At 50.0% G+C, this 26475-nt stretch carries 17 protein-coding genes; 10 read left to right on the plus strand and 7 right to left on the minus strand.

Annotated elements, in window-relative coordinates; translation table 11 throughout:
* Window positions 1-294: 294 nt before the first annotated feature.
* Both ACN0YN_RS01500 and ACN0YN_RS01505 read right to left on the minus strand, forming a co-directional pair.
* Window positions 295-1701: a DUF1254 domain-containing protein gene (locus ACN0YN_RS01500; RefSeq protein ID WP_417383206.1), complete on the minus strand. Its 1407-nt coding sequence runs from the start codon at window positions 1699-1701 to the stop codon at window positions 295-297.
* A gap of 368 nt (window positions 1702-2069) precedes the next feature.
* On the minus strand, window positions 2070-3500 hold the full coding sequence (locus tag ACN0YN_RS01505) for a carbohydrate porin (protein ID WP_417383207.1): 1431 nt from the start codon (window positions 3498-3500) through the stop codon (window positions 2070-2072).
* A 414-nt stretch (window positions 3501-3914) separates the two neighbouring features.
* Between ACN0YN_RS01505 and ACN0YN_RS01510 the strand changes: the two genes are divergently transcribed.
* On the plus strand, window positions 3915-4880 hold the full coding sequence (locus tag ACN0YN_RS01510; protein ID WP_417383208.1) for a magnesium transporter CorA family protein: 966 nt from the start codon (window positions 3915-3917) through the stop codon (window positions 4878-4880).
* 176 nt (window positions 4881-5056) lie between these two features.
* On the opposite strand, the gene ACN0YN_RS01515 is transcribed toward ACN0YN_RS01510, so the two are convergent.
* From ACN0YN_RS01515 to ACN0YN_RS01525, 3 genes are all read right to left on the minus strand, one after another.
* Complete coding sequence (locus tag ACN0YN_RS01515) at window positions 5057-5551, minus strand: hypothetical protein (protein ID WP_417383209.1); 495 nt, start codon at window positions 5549-5551, stop codon at window positions 5057-5059.
* A 552-nt stretch (window positions 5552-6103) separates the two neighbouring features.
* Window positions 6104-7042, minus strand: coding sequence for an alpha/beta hydrolase (locus ACN0YN_RS01520; protein ID WP_417383210.1), 939 nt, complete (start codon window positions 7040-7042; stop codon window positions 6104-6106).
* A gap of 187 nt (window positions 7043-7229) precedes the next feature.
* Complete coding sequence (locus ACN0YN_RS01525) at window positions 7230-8705, minus strand: sigma-54-dependent transcriptional regulator (RefSeq protein WP_417383211.1); 1476 nt, start codon at window positions 8703-8705, stop codon at window positions 7230-7232.
* A gap of 250 nt (window positions 8706-8955) precedes the next feature.
* Between ACN0YN_RS01525 and ACN0YN_RS01530 the strand changes: the two genes are divergently transcribed.
* Window positions 8956-11703 carry a PAS domain S-box protein gene (locus ACN0YN_RS01530; RefSeq protein ID WP_417383212.1) on the plus strand — a complete coding sequence of 916 codons (2748 nt, stop codon included), beginning with the start codon at window positions 8956-8958 and terminating at the stop codon, window positions 11701-11703.
* Between the two features lie 305 nt (window positions 11704-12008).
* Window positions 12009-13175: a cupin domain-containing protein gene (locus ACN0YN_RS01535; protein ID WP_417383213.1), complete on the plus strand. Its 1167-nt coding sequence runs from the start codon at window positions 12009-12011 to the stop codon at window positions 13173-13175.
* A 217-nt stretch (window positions 13176-13392) separates the two neighbouring features.
* Here the strand turns inward: ACN0YN_RS01535 and ACN0YN_RS01540 are convergent, their stop codons facing one another.
* Together ACN0YN_RS01540 and fdhD are read right to left on the minus strand one after the other, a co-directional pair.
* Window positions 13393-15774 (minus strand): FdhF/YdeP family oxidoreductase, encoded by a 2382-nt coding sequence (locus ACN0YN_RS01540; protein WP_417383214.1) that lies wholly within the window; start codon window positions 15772-15774, stop codon window positions 13393-13395.
* A gap of 38 nt (window positions 15775-15812) precedes the next feature.
* Window positions 15813-16715 carry a formate dehydrogenase accessory sulfurtransferase FdhD gene (gene fdhD, locus ACN0YN_RS01545; RefSeq protein ID WP_417383215.1) on the minus strand — a complete coding sequence of 301 codons (903 nt, stop codon included), beginning with the start codon at window positions 16713-16715 and terminating at the stop codon, window positions 15813-15815.
* A 567-nt stretch (window positions 16716-17282) separates the two neighbouring features.
* On the opposite strand from fdhD, the gene ACN0YN_RS01550 reads away from it, so the two are divergent.
* The 7 genes from ACN0YN_RS01550 to ACN0YN_RS01580 all read left to right on the plus strand — a co-directional run bounded on the left by ACN0YN_RS01550 (window position 17283) and on the right by ACN0YN_RS01580 (window position 25916).
* Window positions 17283-18416 carry an alkene reductase gene (locus ACN0YN_RS01550; protein ID WP_417383216.1) on the plus strand — a complete coding sequence of 378 codons (1134 nt, stop codon included), beginning with the start codon at window positions 17283-17285 and terminating at the stop codon, window positions 18414-18416.
* Between the two features lie 53 nt (window positions 18417-18469).
* Window positions 18470-19291 carry an alpha/beta fold hydrolase gene (locus ACN0YN_RS01555; protein WP_417383217.1) on the plus strand — a complete coding sequence of 274 codons (822 nt, stop codon included), beginning with the start codon at window positions 18470-18472 and terminating at the stop codon, window positions 19289-19291.
* 61 nt (window positions 19292-19352) lie between these two features.
* Window positions 19353-19826 carry a DNA starvation/stationary phase protection protein Dps gene (gene dps, locus ACN0YN_RS01560; protein WP_417383218.1) on the plus strand — a complete coding sequence of 158 codons (474 nt, stop codon included), beginning with the start codon at window positions 19353-19355 and terminating at the stop codon, window positions 19824-19826.
* Between the two features lie 223 nt (window positions 19827-20049).
* Window positions 20050-21609 carry an efflux RND transporter periplasmic adaptor subunit gene (locus ACN0YN_RS01565; RefSeq protein WP_417383219.1) on the plus strand — a complete coding sequence of 520 codons (1560 nt, stop codon included), beginning with the start codon at window positions 20050-20052 and terminating at the stop codon, window positions 21607-21609.
* Window positions 21610-21615: 6 nt separating this feature from the next.
* Complete coding sequence (locus ACN0YN_RS01570) at window positions 21616-23223, plus strand: DHA2 family efflux MFS transporter permease subunit (RefSeq protein WP_417383220.1); 1608 nt, start codon at window positions 21616-21618, stop codon at window positions 23221-23223.
* 110 nt (window positions 23224-23333) lie between these two features.
* Entirely contained in the window at window positions 23334-24341 is a 1008-nt protein-coding gene (ahr, locus tag ACN0YN_RS01575) for an NADPH-dependent aldehyde reductase Ahr (RefSeq protein WP_417383221.1), read from the plus strand.
* 138 nt (window positions 24342-24479) lie between these two features.
* Window positions 24480-25916, plus strand: coding sequence for a dihydrolipoyl dehydrogenase family protein (locus ACN0YN_RS01580; protein ID WP_417383222.1), 1437 nt, complete (start codon window positions 24480-24482; stop codon window positions 25914-25916).
* The last annotated feature ends 559 nt before the right edge of the window (window positions 25917-26475 follow it).

Here is a 26475-nt window from a genome sequence, read left to right on the forward strand (position 1 = left end):
GAGTATTTTAGAAGCAGTAAAGCGCAGGGAGATATCGATATGGCTGTTATTCTCGTCTTAGAAAAGCAGGATTAATCGCAATCCGGACATGGTCTTTGTGTTCATTTACTACAGATTATATAACTCGACGATTAGAAAAAACCTGGAGCCTATGACATGTAGTAGTAAATTTCGCAATATCGTATTTTTAGGAGCTGTGCTGTGATAAATAATGATTTATCTCTAAGTCTATAAGTCTATGAATTTGACGTCGCAATCTGGCATCACTAAAGAAAGGGCGACCTCAACATAATCTTAATTCTTTTGAATTACTGGTGGCCACCACGTTCCATCCAATACCGATGGAGGATTCTCTTTCGGCCAATACAGTCGGAACATTGGGATGAATATTGCTGAAGGAGCGGGAAGCCAGTTTGATTCTTTGTCAGCACCGGGATTGTCTGATTGGAGATACAGGACAATAGAGCCATCAGCATTCGTTTTGAGTTTATTACGCGGACTGAGGGTATACCGGTTTAACGGATTGGGAATAAAGAAATATTGGTTGTTGTACATTGTAAGAGACCAGAATCCGTTGGCCGGTGGTAGATCTTTCTTACTTTTAAAATGTATCACATACTTATGTTTGGATGTATCCAGAGGATCGCCGTCAGCATCGGACTGGCCCATCAAGTAAACAGCGTCCTTAGGCGCATTAGCGGGTATGCCGAACGCTGCGAGCCAGGCGCGGGCCATATAATCAGTCCCATAGTGGCCGATTTTGAGGTTGAGTAGCCAGCCATGATTTGTCTCACCTGCATCATTTGTATAAGCCACAATAGATGCCCATGCTGATTCTGGCGCTTTTTTTATTTCTTTCGCAATAGAAGGTGAAAGCTTTTCTAAATCAAATTTCTGTCCTGGTACGATGCCAATTTTCGCCATTTTGGCGACAATGGGAGCATCTTCTTTCGTGGGTGGATTGTCCTTCATCAGTTCCGCCATCCAGTTGAAGTAGTCCTCAGCGCCCAGTGCGTTAACCTGATTGCGGACCGCAGTCTTCATGTCGATTTCAGGATTTACTTTTCCGGCAGGTGGTGAATATTCTTTACCCCACGAACTAAGTGGATAAAGTTTGTATTGGTCCTGTAATGCCCAAACTGCTTTGTAGTCTTCTGGCGTTCCAGTACAATATGTACGAGCAAGTATCCAGACTGTCGATGTGGGCGATTTTAACTCTTTTACTCCATCAGGAAGTGAGCCCTTCCAGTCTGGTCCTGTGATAGCATAAGTCTGAGCTTTCTGTCCCGTTGTCCGAGACCCAGGATCGAAGATCACAGGTACCCACGCATCATAAAACTCCCAGACGTAATACCGGTTCCCCATGTCCGGCCAACTAACGATCCAGGGTTCCTTTGCTACATCAATGAACGCGTTTGAATATAGCGTATCTGCATTCGGCGCGGTAACGTCGCGGAATTTGGCTGAAGGATATTCACGTAGATTTGCAAATTGCCCCATTGGAGCGTGCTTCGCCATTGGCTTCTCAACGTTGGTCATTACCCGACGTGTCATCTCTACGGATATCAGAGAATAGCCATAAATGTAGGCTTCACTAGCGATTTCAGCAGCCTCACTTGGGGAGATTTTTTCGGCTGCGAATGCTTGTGAATGTGTGACTAACAACACGAGCGTCAGAATGGCACTTGGATGAATATTCATTTTTCCAGATCCTGCTTTTAGGCGTAACCTGATATCTTGAATGAGATAATCCGCAGATGTGATTTATACTTTTACAGAGATGGACATTAATTCTATCGTTTGATAAATGGTCGTCAAATAATTTCAAGCGAATTTACAAAACATTCATTTATCACGCGTTTTATATCAAAGTATATATATCTGACTCCGTTTAACATGTAGAAGTGTAGATTCAGAAACCGGGAATGAGTAGCTGAGGAATCTCATCATTACTGATCCTGGTAGTGGATTACAAAGCAGACGAGACAGTGAATACGCTAAGCGCGTTCAAAGCTATGTTTGCCCCAATTCATTGAATCAAACACCACATTGAAAATGCCGGAAGAGTCTCAGAATCGCAGATTCGCCCGCAGACCGGGCATGACTGACGTGTCGTCATTCGCGTTGGCATCTTCCAGGACCTGCAAGTCAGCGGTCACATGGAACCAGGGAGTCCATGCCAAGTTGTAATAGAGTTCAACCCCCTGAGTATTTCGGATCGGTACAAACCCATTGAGCAGTGATTTGAAATCGCTGCTCAGCTCGTTATAAAAATAACCGATTCCCATTGAATCCTCTTCGCGGCAAGCAAACAGACCGTTAGCCTGCAGTGCAATGTTCCCACTCCAGCGATACGGGTTCGGATCTCCATCTGCAATCATCCACTGGCTCATCAGTCGCACATCACGTTTGTCGTTGCAGCAATCCGCCCAGACCACCTGATCCAGAATATAACTGATCGTCCATGATCCCGTCTGCTGGCCGGGGGCTACCAATCCCTGTCCGGGGATGACGGTCCAACTGGTCGGATCAACGGATGTGTAAGTACGACTGCTCCAGTTTCCCAGTAGCGCATGTGAGCCAGGCAGGCCGCGCCATTCCGTGAAGATACGTCCGTATCCCAAGACAACAGCACCCTGGTCAAACAGGTCATCCATGCCAGCAGTGGTGGATGAATTCATCGTGTCGTAAACCAGCAATGCACTCTGGATCTGGTCTTCGTGCAGTCCCATCGCTCCTGCACCGTTAATTGATAGATTCGTGGTGCGAATAATGGGGGTGGGTGCAATCATGGAGAGGTTCATGAATCCGTTGATACCCCGACCCGTATTCGGATAAATCATATTCCACAAATCAAGAAGGTTATATTTTCCCGCAGTTAAAGCAAAGTTCTCACTCAAAGCCTGCATAAACATCAAACCGGTGATCGCCGTTTCGTGTTGACCAGGTAGCGGGTAGAACATATTGCTATTCGGAAAACTCAATGCACCAGCTGCTCCATTGATATCACTGCCGAACCGGCTTTCTGCATGCAGGATTGCTGAAAAGCCTTTATTGAGCCCTAACTGTTCTCCCTGAAATGTAAACATGTAGTCGGCTTTACCGCCATATTGAAAAGTACGTCTGCGACCGCCGCTGGCTACCCCCTGGTAGAACTGTGTCAGTTGAATGTCCGCAATCACACCGTACTCTGCCAAACTAGAGCGGGTACCGAACAGATCCCCTGTTAGATACTGACGAGACAGAATGTTTTCAGAACATTGATAACCACAATCGACCGTGTCCACGCATTCGTCTGAAGATTCACAACAGGTATTTTGGTCCGAGATATAACTGATCGGTGCCAGATCAGAATCCACCAGTAACTCACCGTCCTGCTGATCTGCAAGAAATAGCGGAGCAGGCTCAGCAGACGTGATGACAGTCGGTTCATCAGCCTGAGCAACTACACCAACTAGACTCATTGAAAACAGGGTCCAACAGATTGCACGTGATTTCATAAATCTCTTCTTCCAACCGAGCCAGTGTGAAAGCTACGCTCCCAAGGCGATTCTGGGAAACCGATCCTTTTGAATGATGAAAAACTGACAACTTCAGTTAAATCGGCAAATCCCGACCAGAAAAAGCCGGATCGAAACAGGTTTCACTGTTCATTCACATATCTGAGTCTGGTTATATCGGTTGTTTCAATTATGTGATGGTATGAAAATCCTTGAAAAATCAAGCAAGTGACACGTGTTCACTTTGTCGCGATTGGATGATGGTGTTCAAGTTGTGATTTAATTCCTGTTCTGTCATCTTGGTCTCAAACGTTGATCTTCTAGTCGTCGAAGCTTTATTTATTACCGACATTGAAAGCTGCTACTCGGGATACCAGCTTCAAGCAGCACTATTGAGAACAGGGATACAAAAGAATGAACGTGCGTGTGTTTGGAATCAGTGATGATTCCACACTGATTCCTTTACCCGATACCACACTCTCTGAATCCTGGGTCCAGGATGACACCCAACGTTGGGTCGATATCGAGGCAGCTACACCCCGGGAACTGGAGGATCTACTCACACCATTTCATTTACGTCCGGAAGTATTGGCAGCCTGTCTCACGCCGGAACGCAGCGAACGTTTGATGTCGCAAAAAACTGCCCTGTACTTGGAAGTCCCCACGCATCTGGGCTGGGATCAGACGGAAAAACCTTATGTTTCTTTTCTCTGCCTGCAGTCGACAGTCATCACAATCCATCGAGATAAACTGCATACAATTGAGGACGTCATTCGGGACCTGGATGGCGATGTCCCCCTATATGCTAATAACTCCACAGCTCTGCTCTACTATCTGCTGGTCGAAATCGGTAAACAGACTGTTAATGCCGCCCTGCGAGTACGCGAAGAAGCAGAACGACTGGATCAGGCCTGCCACGAAAATCCGGATGCCCTCGATCCTCAGAAAATTTCCATTTTACGCAGAAAAATCAGCCATTACGCCGCAGTCCATGATGACCATGCTTATTGTGCAGGTGTCCTGCGAACCGTCGAATCCGCGGCCTTTCGTTTCAGCAAGCAATCCCGATTCTTCGGCGATACGTTACAGCTGTCGGGACTCGCCGGACAGATCATCGCCGGTACTGCCGACCGGGTGAATAGTCTGCAACGGGATTATGATGCGGTCGTGCAGAGTCGCGTTGAAAGTCGTCTCCAATTCCTCACCATCCTCTCCGCCGTCTTTCTCCCTCTGACATTAATCTCCGGACTCTACGGTATGAACTTCAACGATCTGCCGGGGATGGGCATCAAATCCGGCTACCTGATCGTCATCGGAATCATGCTGGCGACTGCGGTCTTCACAGCTGGGTACTTCTATATCCGCGGATGGTTTGATTAAACGGGCCTAGCTAGACGGTTCATGTTCACGATACCTAAATTAAAAACCGAAATGATTCTAACAGCTTAAACTCACAGGCGGACCGGACGGTTGTTTTTAAGCTACAAAGGGTAGGTCTCTGACCTTCGGGATTGAAAATCCTCAGTAAGTTTGTGTTGCAGAAGTTGCTGTATTCGCTATCTAGACTCTTCCTTGATGATCCCCAGTTCGCGTCCCAGCCAGACGATCGCTTCGTTTAAAAGCTCTTGAGGAATCGTTGTGTAGTGGATTTCGGCCACAGTTTGCGGGTCGTGATCGAAAAACAAACTCTGAAGTCCCTGGTAGTCTCGGTTGCCTCGCAACAGGGAAGCCGAAGTTTTTTTGCACGCCTTTAGCGTGAACTCGATCTCCGTCTTTTTAGAGAGTCTCCGGATCGCCAGTCGCACGGCGTCGGTCTTCTTGTACTTTCCGCCGTCGATGTCCTCGGTTCGGAGCAGTTTCCCTTCACGGGTTAGCAGCACGTGATCTGGATCGTCGCTACGTTCTTGCTTGAGAAGCTCGAAAGTCTCCGGCCAAAGCGGATACGACACCACGGGTACGTTCTCGCAGTTACCTGCCCGCCAGCCGGCATCCGCCGTCGAAGCGGTACTTCTTTCCGAAATAGACGACCCGCCACTTGTTGCGGGGGGCATCCCAGTTCAACCGGCAAGTCAATCAAATAGCCACGATCTTCAATTCTTACGCACCACACTGCATACTAACACGCCCCCCCACCAGGCTGACTCTGAGGCTCTCTGGCTGGCTATTAGCTTTGGATGCGTAGAGATGCTTCGAGGGCGAATAAGGCGATTCTGAGCAGCCTGGAGCACAGAAAGCTCTAAGTGCCCTAAGAGTTGATTACCCGCAAATAATAACGAGCAAATTAGGTACACATTGAAAACGGCCCATTTAGGTACAAATCAGCCAAATCAAAAAAAGCCATAACCCGGTTTGAGTTATGGCTTTGAAAGTGCCCCCGCTAGGAATCGAACCTGGAACCTGCGGATTGAAAGAACTCAGGTTGATTCGTTTTTTAGCGATAAAAATGTGATTCATGTACCTGAATCACGACTCTGTTGAATATCACGATTTCAGGCGCTTACGTGCGAGTTCTCTTGATTCGAATGAGCGCTGATTGTCAGTAATAAACGTTTTGAGATGCTGATTCAGTCGCAGAGCTCCGAAAAAACTTCTCTGATCAATCTTCAATCTAATCGATCAGACGGATGGGGGCAGGGCTCTCCCAGCCACTGAACCGTCAGAGAAATCGCATCGCGGGCGGTAGTGGTGTGGGACAGGGAGTTGAGGACCATAAAACCATGGATGGTTCCCTGGAAGCGGGTCTGGGTTACCTTGACGCCTGCCGCCTGTAATCGGGATGCGTAGGATTCTCCCTCATCGCGGAGGATATCTGCTTCGGCAGTGATGATTAAGGCGTCTGGCAGGCCTTGCAGTTGTTCCACTGATGCCTGTAAGGGAGAGACCAGGATGTCGTCGTACTGACCTGGCTGTTCCAGATAGTCTGTCCAGGAGCGGACCATGTCCACGTGATCGAAGCAGTAGCCCGTCGCAAATTTCTGATGGGAGAGTGTATTGCAATGCGCGTCTGTTGCTGGATTGAACAGGATCTGTCGGCTGATGGGAGGACCGGAACGTTTTTTTGTCAGGATTGACAGGGTCGTTGCCAGGTTTCCGCCACATCCATCACCGGCGACAAGAATTCGGCTGGAATCAAGATCGTGCTGTTTACCATTTTCTGCTACCCATTTGAGAACACAAAAGCATTCTTCCAATGCAGTCGGAAATTTAGCTTGCGGTGAAAGGCTGAAGTCGATGAGCAGAACGGCCAGCTGCGCTCGGAGACTCAATTCGATCAGCAACGGGTCATGTAACTGCGGAATTCTATTCGACCAGTCGGGCCCGGGAAGATAGATCAGGGGAGCCAGTAATGTGTCGTTATCAGCCGGTCGAAAGATCCGCATCGTGACATAACCCGACGGGCGGTTCGAAATGATTCGCTCTTCAATGACGACGCGCGAAGCGGCGGTCGTGTATCGATTTTCGGCCACTCCACTGTCAAACTCTCCTGATGTGAGTGGTTTCTTTCGGGAGATCAGTCTCTGAACGCTGGGATCAAGTTGCATGGGAACGGTTAAACTACTTCGCTTCTGCCGGGAAAGCAGACCATTGATAAAGGGAGGAAATTCCTGAAAGTGTCTATGTTTTCGGGAAGTCTCGATTACAGGGAGACGCTTGCCTTAAGAAGCAATTCGCATGCCAGAACGGCGAAACGAGAGGAAGCGAGGGATTTCAGTGCAAACAGAACACCTGTCAGTTATCGTTCTGTTTAACCATCTGGGTGACGGTGATGCCCAGATCGCGTAATTTCAGTCGGAGGGTCTGCCGCGAAATGCCGAGATGTCGGGCAGCCTGATTCTGGTTGCCTCCCGTAAATTCCAGAGCTTTTGCCAGTAGAAACCGGTCCAGATGGCTGTGTGCCTCTTCGTAGAGGTTGGTAGTTTCAGGCGTTAAATGTTCTGCCAGAAACGTTTCCCAGTCGAGAGGAATTTCTGTTTCAGAAACAGGTGATGATTCTCGCGGACCAAATGCAGGTAATTCTTCAGATTCCGTAATTTCATCCTCTATCAGATGCGGCAGAAAAGAGGGGAGCAGAACTTCTCCCGTCGAATTCAGTAATGCCTGCTTGAGAATACTCTGCAATTCGCGGATATTTCCAGGCCAACTGTAATTCTTTAATACCGCATTTGTTTCCGGATCAATCTGGCAGATCTCCCTTCCCAGTTCGCCATTCAACTGCCGTACGAAGTGCTGAATCAGAAGTGCGATATCATCATCGCGCTCGCGGAGTGCCGGCAGTTCGATCGAAAACACGCTCAGGCGGAAAAAGAGGTCGGCCCGATATTTTCCTTCCCGGGCCCAGGTTTTTAAATCCCGGTGGGTGGCAGCGATGATCCGGACATCGGTCTCGATGGTCTCATTCCCGCCTACCCGTTCGAACTGCTGTTCCTGGAGAACCCGTAGCATCTTGGCCTGTAATCCCAGTGGCATATCGCCGATTTCATCCAGAAACAGAGTCCCGCCATTGACCTGTTCGAATTTCCCGATGCGCCGGCGATCTGCACCGGTAAAGGCACCTTTCTCATGGCCGAACAGTTCACTTTCCAGAAGCTGTTCCGGAATGGCTGCACAGTTGAGCACAAGAAACGGTCTATCCTGGCGATCACTATGCTGATAAATGGCCCGCGCGACCAATTCTTTACCAGTTCCGCTTTCTCCGGTAATCAGAACCGGGACGTTTTGAGCGCTGACACGGCCAATCGCTTTATACACTTCGCGCATGGCGGCGCAACTGCCGACCAGAGCTCCTTCAACGGTGGGTTCCTGCGTCTCATCCACAATCAGAGCTGGCTCACGCATTTTGGCTGATACCAGGAAAGCTTCTTCAATGACCCGTTGCAGTTGAAGAAGTTCAACCGGCTTAAACAGGTAATCAAAGGCTCCCAGTTTCATCGCTTCTATGGCAAAGTCGGCTCCCTGTGTCATGGTCACGAAGATGACCGGGACACGGCGGTCGATCTCGCGAATTTTCAGATAGACATCCAGACCTGACTGATCTGGTAACCGGAGATCCAGCAGAACGGCATCGGGGATGCGTTCGGCAAATTTTTCAATTCCGGTTTCTCCCGATTCGGCGATAGTGACGCTGTGGTCCTTGCCGGTCAGGCTGGCTTTCACCTGATTGGGGAGAATTGTCTGATCATCATCAATTAGCAGTAGGTGGGCCATGATCGATTGTTATCTCTAAAGGAAGGAGCACACTGAGATTCTACTGATTTCAATTCCGGAAAGTCCAGAGTACAACGGTTTTTGTTTCCCTGATCTACCGGTCTGAGTATACTGATTGGAAATCCTGGTATTGAAATTGCTCTCATTTACTTTCCAGCTAATCTCGATGGATAGCTTGTTTAACAAGCTTGTAATCCATCGATTTCCGTTTTCCACTGGTCTGTTACCGATTTCAGAAAATCATCCATCCTTGAGTACGATTCCAGAGAATCCGAGTTCCCCGCCGAACAGCGGTATGGCTGTCGAGATCGATCCGAAACCTCGATTCTGGGGTGAGAGATCTTATTCAAAGGCGTTTGCAACCTCGTTACCTCTGTTGATTATCACTCTGCTGATTCGCTGGCAGTTTCGGGAGACTCTTGGGGAGCGTGGGCTTTACAGTACGTTTCTACCGGCGGTGATCATTGCAGCCCATTTCGGCGGAGTCTGGCCCGGGCTGACACTCACGCTGCTGGGAGTTCTCGGAACCAATCTGATGCTGTCCAGCCACATTCTCAAGCTCGATCCCAAGGCAACGGCTGATTCGCTGGCCCTGCTCATGTTCGTGGGAACCGGGATTGTGATCAGCGTTCTGAGTGAATCGGTACATCGCACGTATCAGCGAAATCTGATCCTGGAGCGTCGGAGACAGGCACAACTGGCGATACAGCAGACAGAAGAACGGTTCACTCACCTGATGAGGCATTCGTCCGACATGATCGGCATCGTTGCTCCGGACGGCAGAATTTTGTATGTGACGCCGTCCGTCAAACGGATACTCGGATATCAGCCCGAGGAGCGTATCGGGCAGAATATACAGGACGATCCGATCGTCCACCCGGATGATCGTGCTGCGACTCTCGCCTTTTTCAAACTGATTTCCGAACGGCCTGGCATCTCCGTGAATGCGGAATTTCGCCTGCGGCATGCGAATGGGAACTGGCGAGACATCGAAGCGGTTGGCCAAATTCTACTGGATGAATCGGGAGCACTGATTATCAACTGCCGTGATGTGACAGATCGGAAACAGGCGGAACGTACGATCCACGAAAACGAACAGCGGTGGGGCAGCCTGACTAAAATGTTGCCGCAGTTGATCTGGACAGCCAACGCCGACGGAACCGTCGATTATTACAGTCCGCAGTTTATGAAATTCACCGGGAAAACGAGTGAGGAACTTTACCAGGAAGGCTGGGAAAATCTGATTCCAGAAGAGGACTACTCCGCAGTGATCAGCCAGTGGAAAGCCTGCGTAGCCAGCAGTGAAAATTTCAATCTGGAATTCCGGATCCGGGGCGCAGATGGAATCAGCCACTGGTTTAAAGTGCAGGCCGTTCCGGTGCGCGATTATGACGGCACCGTGATTCGCTGGCTCGGTTCCTGCACTGATATTTCTGAACTGAAGCAGGCTGAAGCCGATCTGTTGGCCGCCAAAGACAATGCCGAAACTGCAAACCAGGCGAAGGACGAGTTTCTGGCAAACGTCAGCCATGAAATTCGGACTCCGATGAATGCGATTCTGGGAATGACCAACCTGCTGCTCGATTCTAGTCTCGATGAGTATCAGCACGATTTAATGCAGACCGTTAAATCTGCTGGAGATAATCTGCTGACCATCATCAACGATCTGCTCGACTATTCGAAAATGGATGCCGGTAAACTGGAACTGGAATTGACTCCGTTTTCACCCGGTCAGACGGTGCAGGAAGTAGTCAATATGCTGCAGCCACGCATTGAGACACGGAATCTAAAGCTGATCTGTGAGATTGGAGAGTCGGTTCCCGAGACGGTTCTGGGTGACGCGAGCCGGTTGCGTCAGGTGCTGATGAACCTGTTGACGAATGGGATCAAATTCACTCCCAGTGGCGAAGTTAAAGTGAGTGTCGAACTGTCTGACAGGAACGAAGAGCAGATTGCATTAACCTTCCATGTTCAGGATACCGGGATCGGGATCGCACCGGAACGACAGCATTCAATTTTTGAAGCTTTCGAGCAGGAAGACACATCCACTACGCGAAAGTATGGTGGCACAGGACTGGGGCTGACGATTGCATCCCGGCTCGTGCGGGCCATGCAGGGAGAGATTCAATTGCAGAGTACGCCGGGCAAGGGGAGTACTTTTTCATTTACGGCAGTTTTTCGTCCCCCTGAATCTTCAGAGCAGATCACATCGGTCGATTCGTCGGATGTTCCTGACGCACAGGAGCAAAGCCGTGCCCTGAAAATACTGATTGCCGAAGACAATGAGTTCAATGTAAAACTGCTCGAGCAGTTATTGAAGCAGCAGACCCATTCTTATCAGGTGGCTACGGACGGGGAACAGGCTTTGCGACTGTTGCAATTGGAACAGTTTGATTTACTGCTCCTCGATATTCATATGCCTCTCAAAGATGGATTTGAAGTAGCTCGTGAACTGCGCAGCCGGGAAGCGGAAACGCAGGCTGAATCGCGACTTCCTGTTATCGCGTTAACAGCTCGGTCCACTCCTCAAATTCGTGAACAGTGTCTGGCAGCGGGAATGGACGACCTGGTTACCAAACCCATGCAGCCTGAGGAACTTTGGCAGGCAATCCGTCGTGTATGCCCGGCGCCCACTGACAGTTCACATCCCCCGTCTCTGATCGACTGTCAAATGGTGCGCGCCACCTGTGGAGAGAATGTAGAACTGCTGCAGGTGCTCATCGAGTCCTTTCTGGAGAATGTGCCAGCCCAACTGATTGAACTGCGCGAAGTTCACTCGCGTGGCGATCTGGCGGCGCTCCGTGAAGCCGCACATAAGATCGCCAGTGCCTTACGAACCTTTTCAGCGACGGCAGGACAACTGGCTCTCAAAACGGAAGAAGCGGCTCTGGCTGAAGATTCGGATGAATGCGATTCCTGCGTGGCGCAGCTGGTTGACTGTTGCGAGCGTTTGTGGCCGCAGGTGAAAACTCTGTCCCTGGAACTTCTGGTGAATTAAGGCGCCTCGATAGTACATCGTTTGGCTGCTTTTCTAACTGGAGGGCCAGATTCTGTCCGATAGGCCTGGATTCGGGAAGTAGTTTCTCTCGCTTCCTGGACGAGAATCAGGCATGACTCCTCGTTTTTAGTCACTGTTTTGTTGATTGAATTCGAAATCTGAAAACAAACTCTTTCCTCTCCCCGACACGGCACAACACTTGCTTTGATGTTCAGCAGTCACAGGCAGGAATTCCGCCACTTTTCTAAAAACAAATGTTGTATTTCCAGCAACCAGCAAGGCTACAATCTTTGAGAGGATTTGCTATGTCTGATGTGAGTCGTCGCCATTTTTTAGGTGGGGCAGCGTTTTTTGCAGCCGCTGTCACAGGGGCCGTTTCCAGTCAAAAATCCAGTAAGGCAGGAGATCCGAGTTTTATGAACAATATTCCAGATTCTGATTTAGCGGGTGATGAGTTACCGACTTTCAAATTTGAGCTTGAAAAAACAAAAGGCAAAGTGATTGGCAACAGTTCGGGGAAAGAGGCGACCGTCAAACAGTTACCGATTTCGACAGGAATTGCCGGGGTCTCAATGCGGCTGGAACCGGGGGCCATGCGCGAACTGCACTGGCATGCCACTGCTGCGGAGTGGGCAATGGTACTGGAAGGACGTGTCAGAACAACGGTCATCTCCCCCGATGGAACTGCGGCGATCGATGATTTTGTGCCGGGTGATGTCTGGTTGTTTCCGCGTGGTTACGGTCATATGCTGGAATGCCTGGGGAATGAGTCCTGTCATTTCGTACTGATTTTTGATAATGGATATTTCTCCGAGTTCGGAACCTTCAGCATTACGGACTGGATGGGTCATACTCCGAAAGAACTGCTGGCAAAAAACTTCCGCTTGCCCGTATCTGCTTTTGAAGATTTTCCCAAAGAGGAAGTTTATTTTGGCCGGGGAGCTGTTCCTCCTGAAATTCCTGATCTTCCCTTGCACGGGAAAGAGAAATCTACAAAAAGTCACAAGTATGAAATGCTGTCAAAAGAGCCGGATGATGTATTCGAAGGGGGAAGGGCCTGGAAAGTGGATTCGACAAAATTCCCGATTTCGACCACGATGACCGGCGTTTTTCTGGAACTGGATCCGGGCGCTTTGCGTGAACTGCACTGGCATCCTGCTGCCGATGAATGGCAGTACGTTGTGGCAGGCGATATCAGTGTGACCCTGTTCGGTTCCCGTGGCCGCTATCGCATTGAGACACTGCACAAGGGGGATGTGGGATATATACCCCAGGGCTATGGCCACTCCATCGAGAATGTGGGAACGACAACCTGCAAAGTACTGATCGGCTTTAATTCGGGGATCTATGAAAAGATCGATCTTTCGGAATGGATTGCCGGTAATCCCGCAGATGTGTTGATGACCAATTTCAGTCAGCCGAAAAGCATGATTGAAAAATTCCCCAGAGATGATGTGTTCATTGCAAAATAATCGGTGAAAGTAGTTCAAAAGTCTGAGTTGTTTCATGGCAGGTCGAGGAGTGAATCGCTCGCGACCTGCCTTTTTTACTGTCTTTATTTTGTGTCGCTCAACTTCCGGACTGAAAGATAGCTGCCAGCTCACACAGCCTGTAATTACAAAATATACGTCTTTCGATAGAGATCCTGCTCTGTGGAAGAGCGGAGTGTAATGGATGGATTGACTGTGGTTATACCGTTTCGAGAACGTCGCTGCGGCTTTTCTCGATTGAAACGATCGTGTGTTTAAAAGAGGGACAGTTGCTGTACGGATCAGTCTGCTGCATGGGAATCAGAGGATTGGCTTCCGGGTAATACATGGCCACGCACTGACGGGGAACCGGGTACTCGATAGCCTGGAAAAACCGCAACGTTCGGGATTCCCCTTCGTAGTGACTCGTGATGGAAACCAGATCTCGAGGCTTCAGTTCCAGCTCCTGCATGTCTGCAGCGTTCATCATCACGATTCTTCGTGCATGCAGAATGCCGCGATAACGGTCATGGTGTCCATAGATCGTCGTATTGAACTGATCATGACTGCGGACAGTTGTCATCGCGAATTCTCCCGGTGACAGAGTCTCAATTGGAACCGGGTTCACAGTGAAGTTCGCTTTGCCGGTTTTGGTTTCGAAATGGCAATTGCGGGCACCGTTGGGAAGATAAAAACCCCCTGGCTGCCGGACTTTGGTGTTATAGTCTTCACAACCTTCAATCACCGCAGCGATTCCATCGCGGATCAGGTCGTAGTCATCGGCCCAGTCCTGCCAGTTGTGGTGTGAACGATTGCCGATTGTGGCATCTGCGATTTCACAGACGATCTGTACTTCATTTTTTAACAGGGGTGAGGGAGGAATCGCTTGCCCCTGGGAGGACTGAATGACTCCCATTGAATTTTCGGTTGAGGTGAACTGTTTTCTGTGTGGTTCACTGATTTTACCCGGTCTGATATCTGCTTCGGATCGTCCCAGGCACGGCAGAATCAGCGACTGGCGACCTGCAACCAGATCGGCGCGATTCAACTTGGTGCCGATGCGAACCTGCAACTTCGTTTTAACAAGAGCTGCAGCTGCAAATCGAGTATCAGGCAGCGCCATCAGGAAGTTACCCCCAAGCGAAATGAAAACATCAATCTCACCTCGATGAAGTGCCAGCGCGGTCTTCTGTGCATCAAATCCATGCTGGCGGGGCGGATCAAAGTGGAAGGCCGCCTGCAGGCGATCGAGAAAATCGTCTGCAGGCTGCTCCCAGACTCCCATCGTCCGGTCCCCCTGGACGTTGCTGTGGCCGCGCACGCAGCAGGGGCCTGCACCTGGTTGGCCAATCGCACCACGAAGCAGCAGCAGATTCAGCAGCTCTCTTACGTTCTGTGTTCCATTTCGATGTTGGGCTACTCCCAGGCACCAGCAGATAATGATTTTTTCCGTCGATCGAACCCACTCGGCTGCCTGGCGGATTGATTCACGGTCGATACCGCTTTGCTGCTCAAGCGTTTCCCAGCTGACGCTGCGGAGATCCTCAAGCAACTCATCCAGACCGCTGGTATACCCATCGATAAAATCCAGATTGAATGCGGCACCAGGCTGATCTGCTTCCCATTCCAGCAACTGCTTCATCATCCCTTTAAACAGAGGGATATCCCCATTGATGCGAACCTGTAAAAACAGGTCGGCGATGTGAGTTGGAATTCCGATTAACCCGCTGGCTTCCTGGGGATTCATGAAGCCCATCAGTCCCGCTTCAGGCAGAGGATTGACGGCAATAATTCGGGCACCGTTACGTTTGGCTTTCTGCAGTGCCGATAATTGTCTGGGATGGTTGGTGCCGGGGTTCTGTCCTACGACAAATACGAGTTCTGTCTGTTCAAAGTCTTCAAGTGTAACAGTTCCTTTACCGATGCCGATCATTTCTGTTAATGCCCGTCCGCTGGATTCATGGCACATGTTGGAACAGTCGGGTAGATTGTTTGTACCGAACTGTCGTGCGAATAACTGGTACGCAAATGCAGCTTCGTTCGTCGCTTTTCCGGATGTGTAAAACGCAGCTCGATCGGGAGACGGCAGGTTGTTCAATTCGCTGGTAATCAGAGAGTAAGCTTCTTCCCATGAGATCGGTTCGTAATGAGTACTGTTCTCGCGGAGGATCACGGGTTCGGTCAGACGGCCCTGCTGTTCCAACCAGTAATCGGTCCGGGATGATAATTCGCTGATCGAGTGTTTGCGGAAGAAATCTGCATTGATCGTACGAGAATCCAGTTCATGGGCGACTGCTTTGGCGCCGTTCTCGCAGAAATCAAACGGAGAGCGTTTCCCGTCCGGATCAGGCCAGGCACAACCGGGACAGTCGAATCCGGGTTTCTGGTTGAGCTGCAGGAGAGGCAGGACACCCCTTCGCAGACCGGCTTCACCAATGACATAACGGGCGCTGTTTAATACGGCGGGTAAACCGGTCGCTTTGCGTTTGACCGGTTTCTGTTTCAATTGATCGTCAGACTTCTCGGGCAACAGCCAGACTTCGCCATGTGAAGTGAGAAGGGGAGTCGCGACTACGTACTGAGGGGGATTAGCAACCGACATTGTGAACTCCTTAATGATCGACTCATTTTAAAACAGGTTTAACCGTGATTGATGACAGAAGGAACGGACGAAGCAATTCTGCTGGCATCATGATAAATATTGAAACGATCACGGCTGGTGAAACCAACGAGAGTCATTTCGTGGCGTTGTGCTAATTCGACAGCCAGACTGGAAGGAGCTCCGACTGCGATCAGAATGGGAATGCCCACAGACAGCGCTTTCTGTACCAGTTCAAAACTGATGCGCCCGCTGACCACGAGGATTGAATTTTCAAAGACCGCAGCATCAGTCAGCCACTGTCCGCCAATCACCTTGTCGAGCGCATTGTGTCGACCGACATCTTCAGCAATCGACAGCAGATCCCCCTGGCTGTTGAACAAACCGCTGGCATGGAGACCCCCGGTCTGTTCAAACAGGATCTGACTGAAACGGAGACGTTGAGGAAGCTGACCGATCAGTTCGTGGCTAATGTGTGGATAACCGGTGCAAAGAGCTGCAGGAATTTGCACAGTGACCGCATCAATCGAGGCTTTGCCGCAGACGCCACAACTGCTGGAAGTAAAGATATGTCGTTGCAGCCGCTTTAGATCTACCTGCAGGGAGTCATTCAAAAGTACCCGGACAACAGACCCGCTACGGCAGAGACGAACTCTTGCCACATCCTCACGCCTGGAAATAATACCTTCACTCAATAAAAAGCCGATTGCCAGATGCTCGTCGGCCCCGGGGGTTCGCATTGTGATTGAGATCGAACGGTCTTTCCTTTTACCTTTTTCGGTGATCACAATTCGTATTTCCAATGGTTCTTCAATGGCAATCCGGTCTGTCTGTACGTCCGCTACTGTGCCCTGTTGCTTCTTAATGGAAAATTCACGAATGCCCGGTATCAACTCCCTCTGAGGAATCTGGTTCGAACAGGCGGCTGCCAGAATCTGACTCATGTTTGATTCTCCCTGCAATTATTAAAGGACTGGATTGTCTGGTTTGGCGATCAATGTTCTCTCGCTACAAAGCAGATCGCATGCCAGTATTACCCTGGATAACTTTCCGACGAAGGAATTAATAGTCCGCTTGCGCATTTCCCTTTAATACAGCGGTTTAACTTCTCCTGGAGATATAAATCGATCCAGCGTATCCCGATAGCGGTTCTGCCGGGAGAGGGGAAACATATTGGTCAGGGCGGTAAATAATTTCCCAGTTATGGGGAGGGCCAGTATCGACAGAGATTGAAGGGGGGGCAGTTTTCACAGTGAATCAGTAAGAAATGCTTTTAACTACCATAGAGTGATCCAACAGGTATGTTTCTGAAATATTAGCTGTTTTTCAGCATCGCAACGGGAACAGGAGTAGATGGGGCATCATGGATATTCCTGTCACGAAAGCCAGTACGATTTCCAAGGTACTGTTTGGCACACTTTCTGCAATGTGTCTTAATCAATTACCGAGTCACAGCATTAGGAACTGCGAGGGCTCGCCATGTAGATCATGAAATCTAGAATTGGAAAAGTATGATGAACGATAATATCTCTCTCTTTCAGAAACTACAGTCAGGTGCTCTGGAACTTCCTCACCGAATTGTGATGGCACCCTTAACACGAGGTCGGGCACCAGATCGTGTTCCAAATGAATTAATGGTTGAATATTACAGTCAGCGTTCAAGCGCAGCTTTGATTATCAGCGAGGCTACTGCAATCAGTCCGCAAGGCTATGGTTGGCCAGACTCTCCAGGTATTTATACTAAAGCCCAGATTAAGGGCTGGCAGGATATTACCTCTGCCGTACATGAATCTGACGGACGGATCTTTCTCCAACTATGGCACATGGGACGTCTTTCTCATCCTGATTATCAAAATGGAGAGGCTCCAGTCGGACCATCTCCTGTCCCGGCACCGGGGATGGCGCATACTCCTGCAGGTAAAAAAAATTACACAGTTCCTCGGGAACTGAAACCCCATGAAATAAAAACGATTGTCAGAGATTATGCTCAAGCGGCGCAGAACGCGCGTGAAGCAGGATTTGATGGAGTTGAAATTCATGGTGCAAACGGTTACCTGATTGATCAGTTTCTCCGGGATGCATCAAACCAGCGTCAGGACGAGTATGGGGGATCAATTGAAAATCGCTCGCGTTTTCTGCGTGAGGTAGTCGAAGCCGTTTCAGATGCGTGGTCCCCAGATCGAACCGGTTTACGATTGAGTCCGACAATGAATGAAAAGGGGATGGGGGACAGCGATCCAATTCAACTATATTCCGAAGTAGCCCTGATGCTGAATAAGTATGATCTGGCATATTTGCATATCGTCGAGCCGATTCAACAAGGCAGACTGTTTAATCCATCTGCTCCTCGTGTCACCCCACACATTCGGCAAAATTACAAAGGAGTGCTGATCGCCAATGGAGGTTACAGTAAACGGACTGCTGCTGAAGCGATCCGTCAGGGGGATGCCGATGCAATTTCTTTTGGACAGAGTTTTATTGCCAATCCGGACCTGCCTGCAAGATTCTTGTTTGATTCCCCGCTGACCGTTCCAGATCCGCACACTTACTACACGATGGGCGGTGCAGGTTATGTCGACTACCCATCATTATCCAATACATGGAAAGATTCAAAACCGGTTCATGTTAATCAAGCTGTCGATTAAATGTAGCTCTCAGATTTCAGTTGTTTAGTTTAACAAAGAAACGAGGTGTCACTATGGGTACGGTAACGGTCAAAGATGGAACGCAGATTTCTTTTAAAGACTGGGGTTTAGGTCGACCGGTTGTTTTCAGTCACGGCTGGCCTCTCAGTTCGGTTGCCTGGGATAACCAGATGCTGTTTCTGGGAGCAAGGGGTTATCGCGTCGTAGCAGCGGATCGGCGCGGCCACGGTCTGTCGAGCCAACCGTGGGATGGTAACGACATGGATACCTATGCAGACGATCTGGCGGAAGTCATTGAAACACTCGATCTGCAGGATATCACGCTGGTGGGACATTCGACCGGGGGGGGAGAAATCGTCCGCTACCTGGCCCGTCATGGATCCAGACGCGTCTCTGGTCTGGTTATGATTTCCGCCGTGCCCCCACTCATGCTCAAGACCGAATCGAATCCGGATGGGCTGCCGATGGAAGTCTTTGATGAGATTCGCGACGGAGTGATGTCGGACCGGTCTCAGTTTTTCAAAGATCTTTCCGAAAGCTTTTATGGTGCGAATCGACCGGATTCAAAGGCCACCCAGGGAATGCGTGATTCATTCTGGCTGCAGGGAATGCAGGCGGGGGTTAAGAATGTGTATGACTGTGTGAAAGCTTTTTCTGAAACCGATCAGACAGAAGACCTCAAACAGATTGACGTTCCGACTCTGATTATTCAGGGAGACGACGATCAGATCGTGCCAGTGGTTGCCTCGTCGGCCATCTCTTCCAAGCTGGTGAAAGGGGCTGTTTACAAACTATATCCCGGAGCGCCGCACGGTTTGACTGCCACCCATGCCGATCAGGTGAATGCCGACCTGCTTGCTTTTCTCGAGCGTTGAAACAATACGTCCGACTGACACCATTAACCAAAATTTATTTCTTTCAATCAGGAATCTGAAAATGTACCAGACTAAAAATGAGTTGTCCGAATCAATTCGTGAAAGAAACATTGAACTGTTGAACGCCCGACTGGTGGATTGTATTGACCTGCAGTCGCAGATTAAACAGGCTCACTGGAATGTAAAAGGCCCCAATTTCATCGCTCTGCATCGACTCTTCGATGAGATTTACGAAGCAGTCGGTGAATATGTAGACACGATTGCCGAGCGGGCAGTCCAACTGGGAGGCATCGCTCAGGGAACCGTTCGTGTAGCCGCCACCCGCAGCACACTACGGGAATATCCGCTGCTGGCTTCCGGTGAAACCAGTCATGTCGAAGCGGTTTCCTCAGTGCTGGCCGCCTTCGGTCAACTGGCCCGCAAAGCAATTGACGAAGCCACCGAGGATGGCGACGCGGATACCGCCGATCTGTTTACGGGAGTCTCGCGTGGTATCGACATGTGGCTCTGGTTTGTCGAAGCACATCTTCAGTAATTCGGACTGCTTGAAGTCTGTGAATACCCGGTTTAATCGGTTATCTCCGGGAGAAATGAAGGGGGTAGCCCCGATTGATTTAACAATCTCAGACACCAGGGTAGTCCAGTCGCGCTTCACCCGGCTGGTCCACTCTGGGAGTCTGAAGGATTTAAAGTTCCAGGATTTAAATGGCATATGGATAGTTGCAATGAATACGAAAATAATAGCAAACAGACTAAGCATGCAAGCCGAAAATACGGGAGCCGGATTCCGGAGAGACCTGGTTCCCAATTCTGAGGAAGGGGCGCAACAACCGGCTGCGGCTGCCCCTGTGATATTGACTGCGAATCAGGCGAACGGGAGTCAGACGGAACCGGAAAACAGAGATGCTCCTGCAGTGAAAAAAGGGTCCCGCAGGAAAAAACTGACGGTCGGTCTGATCGGGCTGGTGCTGCTGCTCTCTGCATGCTGGCTGTTACGGTCCTGGATCTGGTTTGCTCTTAACACGGTATCGACCGACGATGCTTATCTCGATGGGCATGTGACAATGGTTGCGCCGCGTGTTTCCGGTCAGGTCTTGAAAGTTCTGGTCGATGATAACCAGCGCGTGAAAAAAGGGGACCTGTTAGTGCAACTTGATCCGGAGCCCTATCGAGTACAGGTTGCCATCAGTCTGTCCCAGGTAAAAGCCGCAGAGTCAGATGTCAGTGTCACACGGGCCGATGTGGAGAAAACGGTGGCTCTGTTCAAGAGTTCCTGGTTTTTACTGGTCCACAGTATGGAGAATGTGGAAAAACAACTGGCCATGCTGCGATCGAATGTGGCATTGGTGGATAAAGAAATTGCGACTCGCGTTCTTGCACAGAAGGACCTGGTTCGCATCCGGGAACTGGTGGAGCGGGGGGCTGCCACAGCAGAAGATCTGGATGTAGCAGTTGCCAAACTCAATGAAGCCGAGAGCAATGTGACCTCCGCGAAAGAGGTCGTTCAGGAAAATCGGACCGATCTGGGACTGCCTGTGGATATTGAGAAACCCCTGGATGTTCCCCCGGATCTGGCTGAAACCTATTCGCTTGTCCGGGAAGCTCAGGCCAATATGCTCCAGCAACTCGCGTCAGTAGGTTATGTTCCCAATTCAGACAAGTTGACACCCACAGGCTTAATGCAGCAGATCAAAAAAGAGAGCCCCCGGGGGGAACTCGATTTGTTCTGTCGTCAACTGATTGTGAATGCCCCTCAAATCAAACAGGCTGAAAGCAGGCTGGTTGAATCACAGAAACAGCTTGCTTCTGCAGAATTGAATCTCGAATATTGTAACCTCTATAGCGAGATCGATGGTGTGATTACCCGGCGGAATGTAAATCCGGGGAACTATGTTGATCCGGGACAGTCGGTCATGGCGGTTCGCTCGCTGACTGAAATCTGGGTGAATGCCAACTTCAAGGAAACGCAACTCGACTATCTGAGAATTGGCCAACGCGTTCGCCTGGATTTTGACATGTATGGTGATACCCATACTTTTTATGGTCGCATCACCGGGTTTTCCATGGGCACAGGCCAGACTCTGGCATTACTTCCCCCCCAGAATGCGACAGGCAACTTTATCAAGATTGTACAGCGACTCCCCGTGCGTATCGAACTCACCGACTACAATCCCGATCAGGATACACTGTTTACCGGTCTGTCTGCCGTGCCTTATGTCTTTTACAAGGAACCGGCTACCGGGCCAAACGCCGGTATGAGACTGCAGCGAAATGCTCCTGTTCCATCTGTGGCTCCTGCACAACTGGAAAGCGAGTGAACCGCCATGTCCGGGAATTCTTCAGCCGCTGTTCCTGCCAGATCTCTGATTTCGAATCCCTGGATCATAGCTCTGGTCGTTGTGATTCCTACCTTTATGGAAGTTCTGGATACAACAATCGCTATTGTTGCCCTGCGATACATTGCGGGGGGGCTGTCGGCAGCGGAAATCGACAGCGAATGGGTCATTACCAGTTATCTGGCTGCGAATGCCACCATTCTCCCGATCTCCGGCTGGCTTTCCGCTCGCTTTGGCCGTCGCAATTATTTTCTGGCTTCCATTCTGCTGTTCACACTTTCTTCGGTCATGTGTGGTGCAGCGACCAGCCTGGGCAGCCTGATACTGTTTCGCGTCATTCAGGGGCTGGCAGGGGGCGGCCTGCAGCCATCCAGTCAGGCGATTCTCCTGGATGCGTTCCCGCCGTCACAGCAGGGCTCTGCTATGACTTTGTATGGGATGGCTGCTCTGCTGGCACCGATTGTCGGACCCACATTAGGGGGATATCTGACGGTTTACCATGATTGGCGCTGGGTATTTTATATCAATCTGCCCATCGGTCTGATGGCATATTTTCTGGCCTTTCTGGTACTCAAAGATCCTGAATATTTAGTGAAGAAACGGGCAGAGATGAAACGCGAAGCCAAACGATTTGATACGACAGGCCTGGGCTTTCTGGCCTTGACAATGTCTGCGTGGGAAATCTTACTCAGCAAAGGTCAGGAATGGGACTGGCTGAGAGATCCCTTTGGGCGGGTTCAAATCCTGGTGTGCTGTTTCGTTTTCGGTCTGGTATTTCTGGTCTGGAACGAACTACGTAGTCAAAATCCCATTTTGAATTTTCGCCCCTTCAGAGAGCGAAATTTTCTGATCTCCTGCATGATCATCTTTACTGCCTTTTCCATACTTTATGGCGCCAGCACGACTCTGCCTTCTCTGATGCAGAATCTGTTCCATTACGATGCGTTTACTTCCGGACTGGTTATGTCACCGGCGGGAATATTTGCGTTCGGAACGGTGATTGTTGTCGGTTTTCTGATGGGCAAAAAACTGGATGCCCGCATATTAATTACAGTTGGCTTAACTACAATTGCAGTCAGCAACTTCTGGATGGCCTACATGACTCCTGGAATAAGTCCCTGGCAACTGGCATGGCCGCGCGTGATGCTGGTAATGGGGATGTCGATGGTGTTTGCTCCTCTCAATGTCGCCGCCTACAAATACATGCCGCAATTACTGCGTGGATCTGCGGTCGGCCTGTTTGCATTGTTGAGAAATGAGGGGGGGAGTTTTGGTACATCGATGACACAAACTCTTCAAACCCGCCGGGAACAGTTTCATACCTTGCGAGTGAATGATTATCTTGATCCACTCAATTCGAATCTGCATCAGTTTCTGACACAGACAGAAGCGGTCTTTCGGCAATTCAACTCAGATGCGATGGGTGTCAAACTGATGGCCATTGATACCCTGAATCAGCTCCGGGATCAACAGGCTTTGGCTCTTTCGTATTTCGATTGTTTCTATCTGTTTGGGATAATGGCATGCATTCTGGTTTTTGGTGTTTTATTGATGAAGCAATCCAAAGCAGAAGGGAGTGTGCCGGTTGGGGAATAATATTCAGCGATGAGCAGCTGAGGCAAAACTGACTCTAAGGTAGTGTTGATTTACATCGTCTATTTATTCGAAAAGAAAAAAGTCAAGTCTGATTTTGAAAGGACAAGATTATGGAGTATGAAGCCTGGGTCACAAACGGGATTGGAGCTTCGTTTACTAAGCAGTTATTGGAGAGAGAACCACTGGGGCCGGAAGATGTGGAAGTCGCTGTCGAGCATTGCGGCGTCTGTCATTCCGACATCTCGATGTGGCAGAATGAATGGGGGATGACCACGCTGCCTGCGGTCTTCGGTCATGAAATCATCGGTCGGGTAACGGCACTGGGCACTCAGACCAAGGGTTTGAGTGTGGGGCAGCATGTTGGAGTGGGGTGGTACAGCGGCAGTTGTATGCATTGTCGGCAATGTCTGTCGGGAGATCAGCATTTATGCAGTGAAGGTCAGCCCACGATCGCCGGACACCTCGGAGGTTTTGCCAGTTCAGTGCGAGCCCACTGGGCCTGGACTATTCCGCTGCCGGAGGGATTGAATTACGCCGATGCCGGTCCACTGCTGTGTGGTGGAATTACGGTATTTAATCCTCTCAGCATGTTTGCTACTCCGAAGAGTCGTGTGGGCATTGTCGGCATCGGCGGGCTGGGGCACATGGCGGTCAAATTTGCCGCGGCATATGGTTGTGAAGTGACCGCATTCACCTCTCGAGAAAGCAAGTTCGACGAAGCTCGCAGTTTTGGTGCTCACCATGTGGTTGCCAGTCGGGATTCGGCGGCGATCGGGAAACTGGAAAATACTTTCGACCTGTTGATCGTCACCGTAAATGTGCCGCTCGACTGGGATGCTCTCCTGAAAACTCTTGCCCCGCATGGCAGAATGCATACCGTGGGGGTGGTGCTGGAACCGATCCCGGTTCCCGTTTTTACCCTGCTGACACGGCAGGCAAGTGTCAGTTCCTCCCCTACAGGTTCTCCCGTTGATCTGGTCGAAATGCTTGAGTTCGCAGCTCGCCACAATATCACACCGCAGACCGAACATTTTCCGATGAGCCGGATCAACGAGGCTTTCCAGCACGTATCCGAGGGAAAAGCCCGGTACCGAGTGGTGCTTGATGCCGATTTCTGAATTGAACGGCGGTTCTTCTCAGGTATTTAATCCAGAGTGAGCTGGTTCTGACCAGGAGAATCGCTGTTTTTGTGGTTTCTTTTACAGACTGATTGCGCGCAGCAGTCGATTCTTATTACAAATCATGAAGGAAGTCCCATGGAAACGGAATTGATTAAAAATGTTGTGATCGGAAGTGGTGAGGGAGGCAAGTATCTCGCCTGGCATCTGGCCGGACAGGGAGAATCTGTAGCTGTGATCGAGCGTCGAATGATTGGAGGCTCGTGCCCGAACACCAATTGTCTGCCGAGCAAGAATGAAATCTGGAGTGCCAAAGTGGCACATCTGATCAGCCAGGGATCGCAGTTCGGGATTCACGTCGACGGTCATACCGTCGATATGACTGCGGTTCGTCGACGAAAACGGGAAATGGTGGACGGGTTGATTGCGCTACACCTCGAAAAATTCCGGGCCAGCGGTGCGCAACTGGTGATGGGCTCCGCGCGCATGGTTGGTGAGAGACAGCTGGAAGTTCGTCTCAACGACGGAGGAACACGGCTGATTCAGGCGGAACGTCTGTTTTTAAATCTGGGTACGCACGCAGCGATACCTGAGATCCCCGGATTGCGGGATGCTCAACCGATGACACACGTGGAACTGCTCGAAATTGATCGTATACCGGAGCATCTGATTGTCATCGGCGGAGGATATGTCGGGTTGGAGTTTGCACAGGCTTTTGGTCGTCTGGGCAGTCACGTTACGATTCTGCAACAGGGGCCTCAGTTATTAAAGGATCAGGACGAAGACGTTGCGGAGGAAATAGCCCGGCAGCTTACGATTGAAGGGATCCGGATCGTCACATCTGCACAACTCACTCAGGTAACCGGCAAGTCGGGACAGAATGTCACAGTGACATTCGAGACGGCATCCGGCAGTCGTATAATTGAGGGGAGCGACATTCTGGTTGCTGCGGGACGCGTTCCGAATACTGTCGGAATAGGACTGGAACGGGCAGGAATCAATCTGGATACTGCTAAATATATTCAAGTGAATGAACACCTCGAGACCTCTGCGGAGAATGTCTGGGCGATTGGAGAATGCGCCGGTACTCCTCAGTTCACGCACGCTTCACTTGACGACTTTCGCGTCATTCGCGACAACCTGTCTGGGATTCCGCACACGACGAGTCACAGGGTGATTCCCTCCTGTCTGTTTACCGATCCTCAAGTGGCCCGGATCGGTCTGAATGAAAAAGAAGCCAGACAAAAAGGGATCCCGGTACGTGTGGCACGACTGCCCATGGCAGCGGTATTGAGAACGCGTACCCTGGATGAAACAGGGGGATTCATGAAAGCGTTGGTTGATCAGCAAGATCACATTGCAGGTTTCAGTATGGTGGGCCCCGATGCGGGTGAGGTGATGGCGGTGATTCAGATGGCGATGCTCGCAGAGTTACCGTTTACCAGCTTACGAGACGCGATGCTGGCTCATCCCACGATGGCCGAAGGTTTAAATACGCTTTTCGGAATGTTGGAACCTGCGGCTTTAAATGTCTCGCATACTAACCAGAATTTTCAATCTATTGTTCCTGGTTAGATCAACTTGTGGGAACCGTTTCTGAGTAAACGGGTTTATCGCCATGAGTATTTTATTACCAGAATATCCTCAGCTTCTACAGGTCTGAGTTCGGGAGCAGTCCTATAGAATCGACGTTCCGGGATGGGCGTAATTGCGATTACTTCTGGACTACCTGGCCATCTGGAAGGACAGGAAGGTGTAACTGAGATGTCTGTCGGCGATTCAGGCAAGGAGTACACGCCATCATTTATGTTTGTCTGAAACTTTCGATCTACTAACCGCTGTTAACTTGAAATGAAAAAAGCGCAAATCAGGTACAGTTTGAAGATCAATCATTTAAGTACAAAACCGGAAAATCAAAAAAGCCCTAAGCTATTTCAGCTTAAGGCTTTTTGAATGAGGGCGCAGGGACTTGAACCCTGGACCTACGGATTAAAAGTCGGAACCGAAAACGCCCATCGAACGGTTACCGCATAGTTACTCCACTTTTCAACTATACCTCTGATTCATCTTGAATTGTTCGGCTGTGGTAATTATACCGTTAGATTGCCGTTCGGCGGCTGAAAGACGTAGTACT

Origin of the sequence: Gimesia sp., from assembly GCF_048260065.1 — a bacterium.
GTDB lineage: Bacteria > Planctomycetota > Planctomycetia > Planctomycetales > Planctomycetaceae > Gimesia.

Bases quoted from the DNA above. Each gene is read 5' to 3' on its own strand.
- ACN0YN_RS01570 (WP_417383220.1), top strand. From the start codon at position 21,616: ATGTCCGGGAATTCTTCAGCCGCTGTTCCTGCCAGATCTCTGATTTCG.
- fdhD (WP_417383215.1), bottom strand. From the start codon at position 16,715: ATGAGTCAGATTCTGGCAGCCGCCTGTTCGAACCAGATTCCTCAGAGG.
- ACN0YN_RS01515 (WP_417383209.1), bottom strand. From the start codon at position 5,551: ATGCCCCCCGCAACAAGTGGCGGGTCGTCTATTTCGGAAAGAAGTACC.
- ACN0YN_RS01500 (WP_417383206.1), bottom strand. From the start codon at position 1,701: ATGAATATTCATCCAAGTGCCATTCTGACGCTCGTGTTGTTAGTCACA.
- ACN0YN_RS01525 (WP_417383211.1), bottom strand. From the start codon at position 8,705: ATGGCCCACCTACTGCTAATTGATGATGATCAGACAATTCTCCCCAAT.
- ahr (WP_417383221.1), top strand. From the start codon at position 23,334: ATGGAGTATGAAGCCTGGGTCACAAACGGGATTGGAGCTTCGTTTACT.
- ACN0YN_RS01535 (WP_417383213.1), top strand. From the start codon at position 12,009: ATGTCTGATGTGAGTCGTCGCCATTTTTTAGGTGGGGCAGCGTTTTTT.
- ACN0YN_RS01555 (WP_417383217.1), top strand. From the start codon at position 18,470: ATGGGTACGGTAACGGTCAAAGATGGAACGCAGATTTCTTTTAAAGAC.
- ACN0YN_RS01510 (WP_417383208.1), top strand. From the start codon at position 3,915: ATGAACGTGCGTGTGTTTGGAATCAGTGATGATTCCACACTGATTCCT.
- ACN0YN_RS01580 (WP_417383222.1), top strand. From the start codon at position 24,480: ATGGAAACGGAATTGATTAAAAATGTTGTGATCGGAAGTGGTGAGGGA.
- dps (WP_417383218.1), top strand. From the start codon at position 19,353: ATGTACCAGACTAAAAATGAGTTGTCCGAATCAATTCGTGAAAGAAAC.
- ACN0YN_RS01505 (WP_417383207.1), bottom strand. From the start codon at position 3,500: ATGAAATCACGTGCAATCTGTTGGACCCTGTTTTCAATGAGTCTAGTT.
- ACN0YN_RS01565 (WP_417383219.1), top strand. From the start codon at position 20,050: ATGCAAGCCGAAAATACGGGAGCCGGATTCCGGAGAGACCTGGTTCCC.
- ACN0YN_RS01550 (WP_417383216.1), top strand. From the start codon at position 17,283: ATGATGAACGATAATATCTCTCTCTTTCAGAAACTACAGTCAGGTGCT.
- ACN0YN_RS01520 (WP_417383210.1), bottom strand. From the start codon at position 7,042: ATGCAACTTGATCCCAGCGTTCAGAGACTGATCTCCCGAAAGAAACCA.
- ACN0YN_RS01540 (WP_417383214.1), bottom strand. From the start codon at position 15,774: ATGTCGGTTGCTAATCCCCCTCAGTACGTAGTCGCGACTCCCCTTCTC.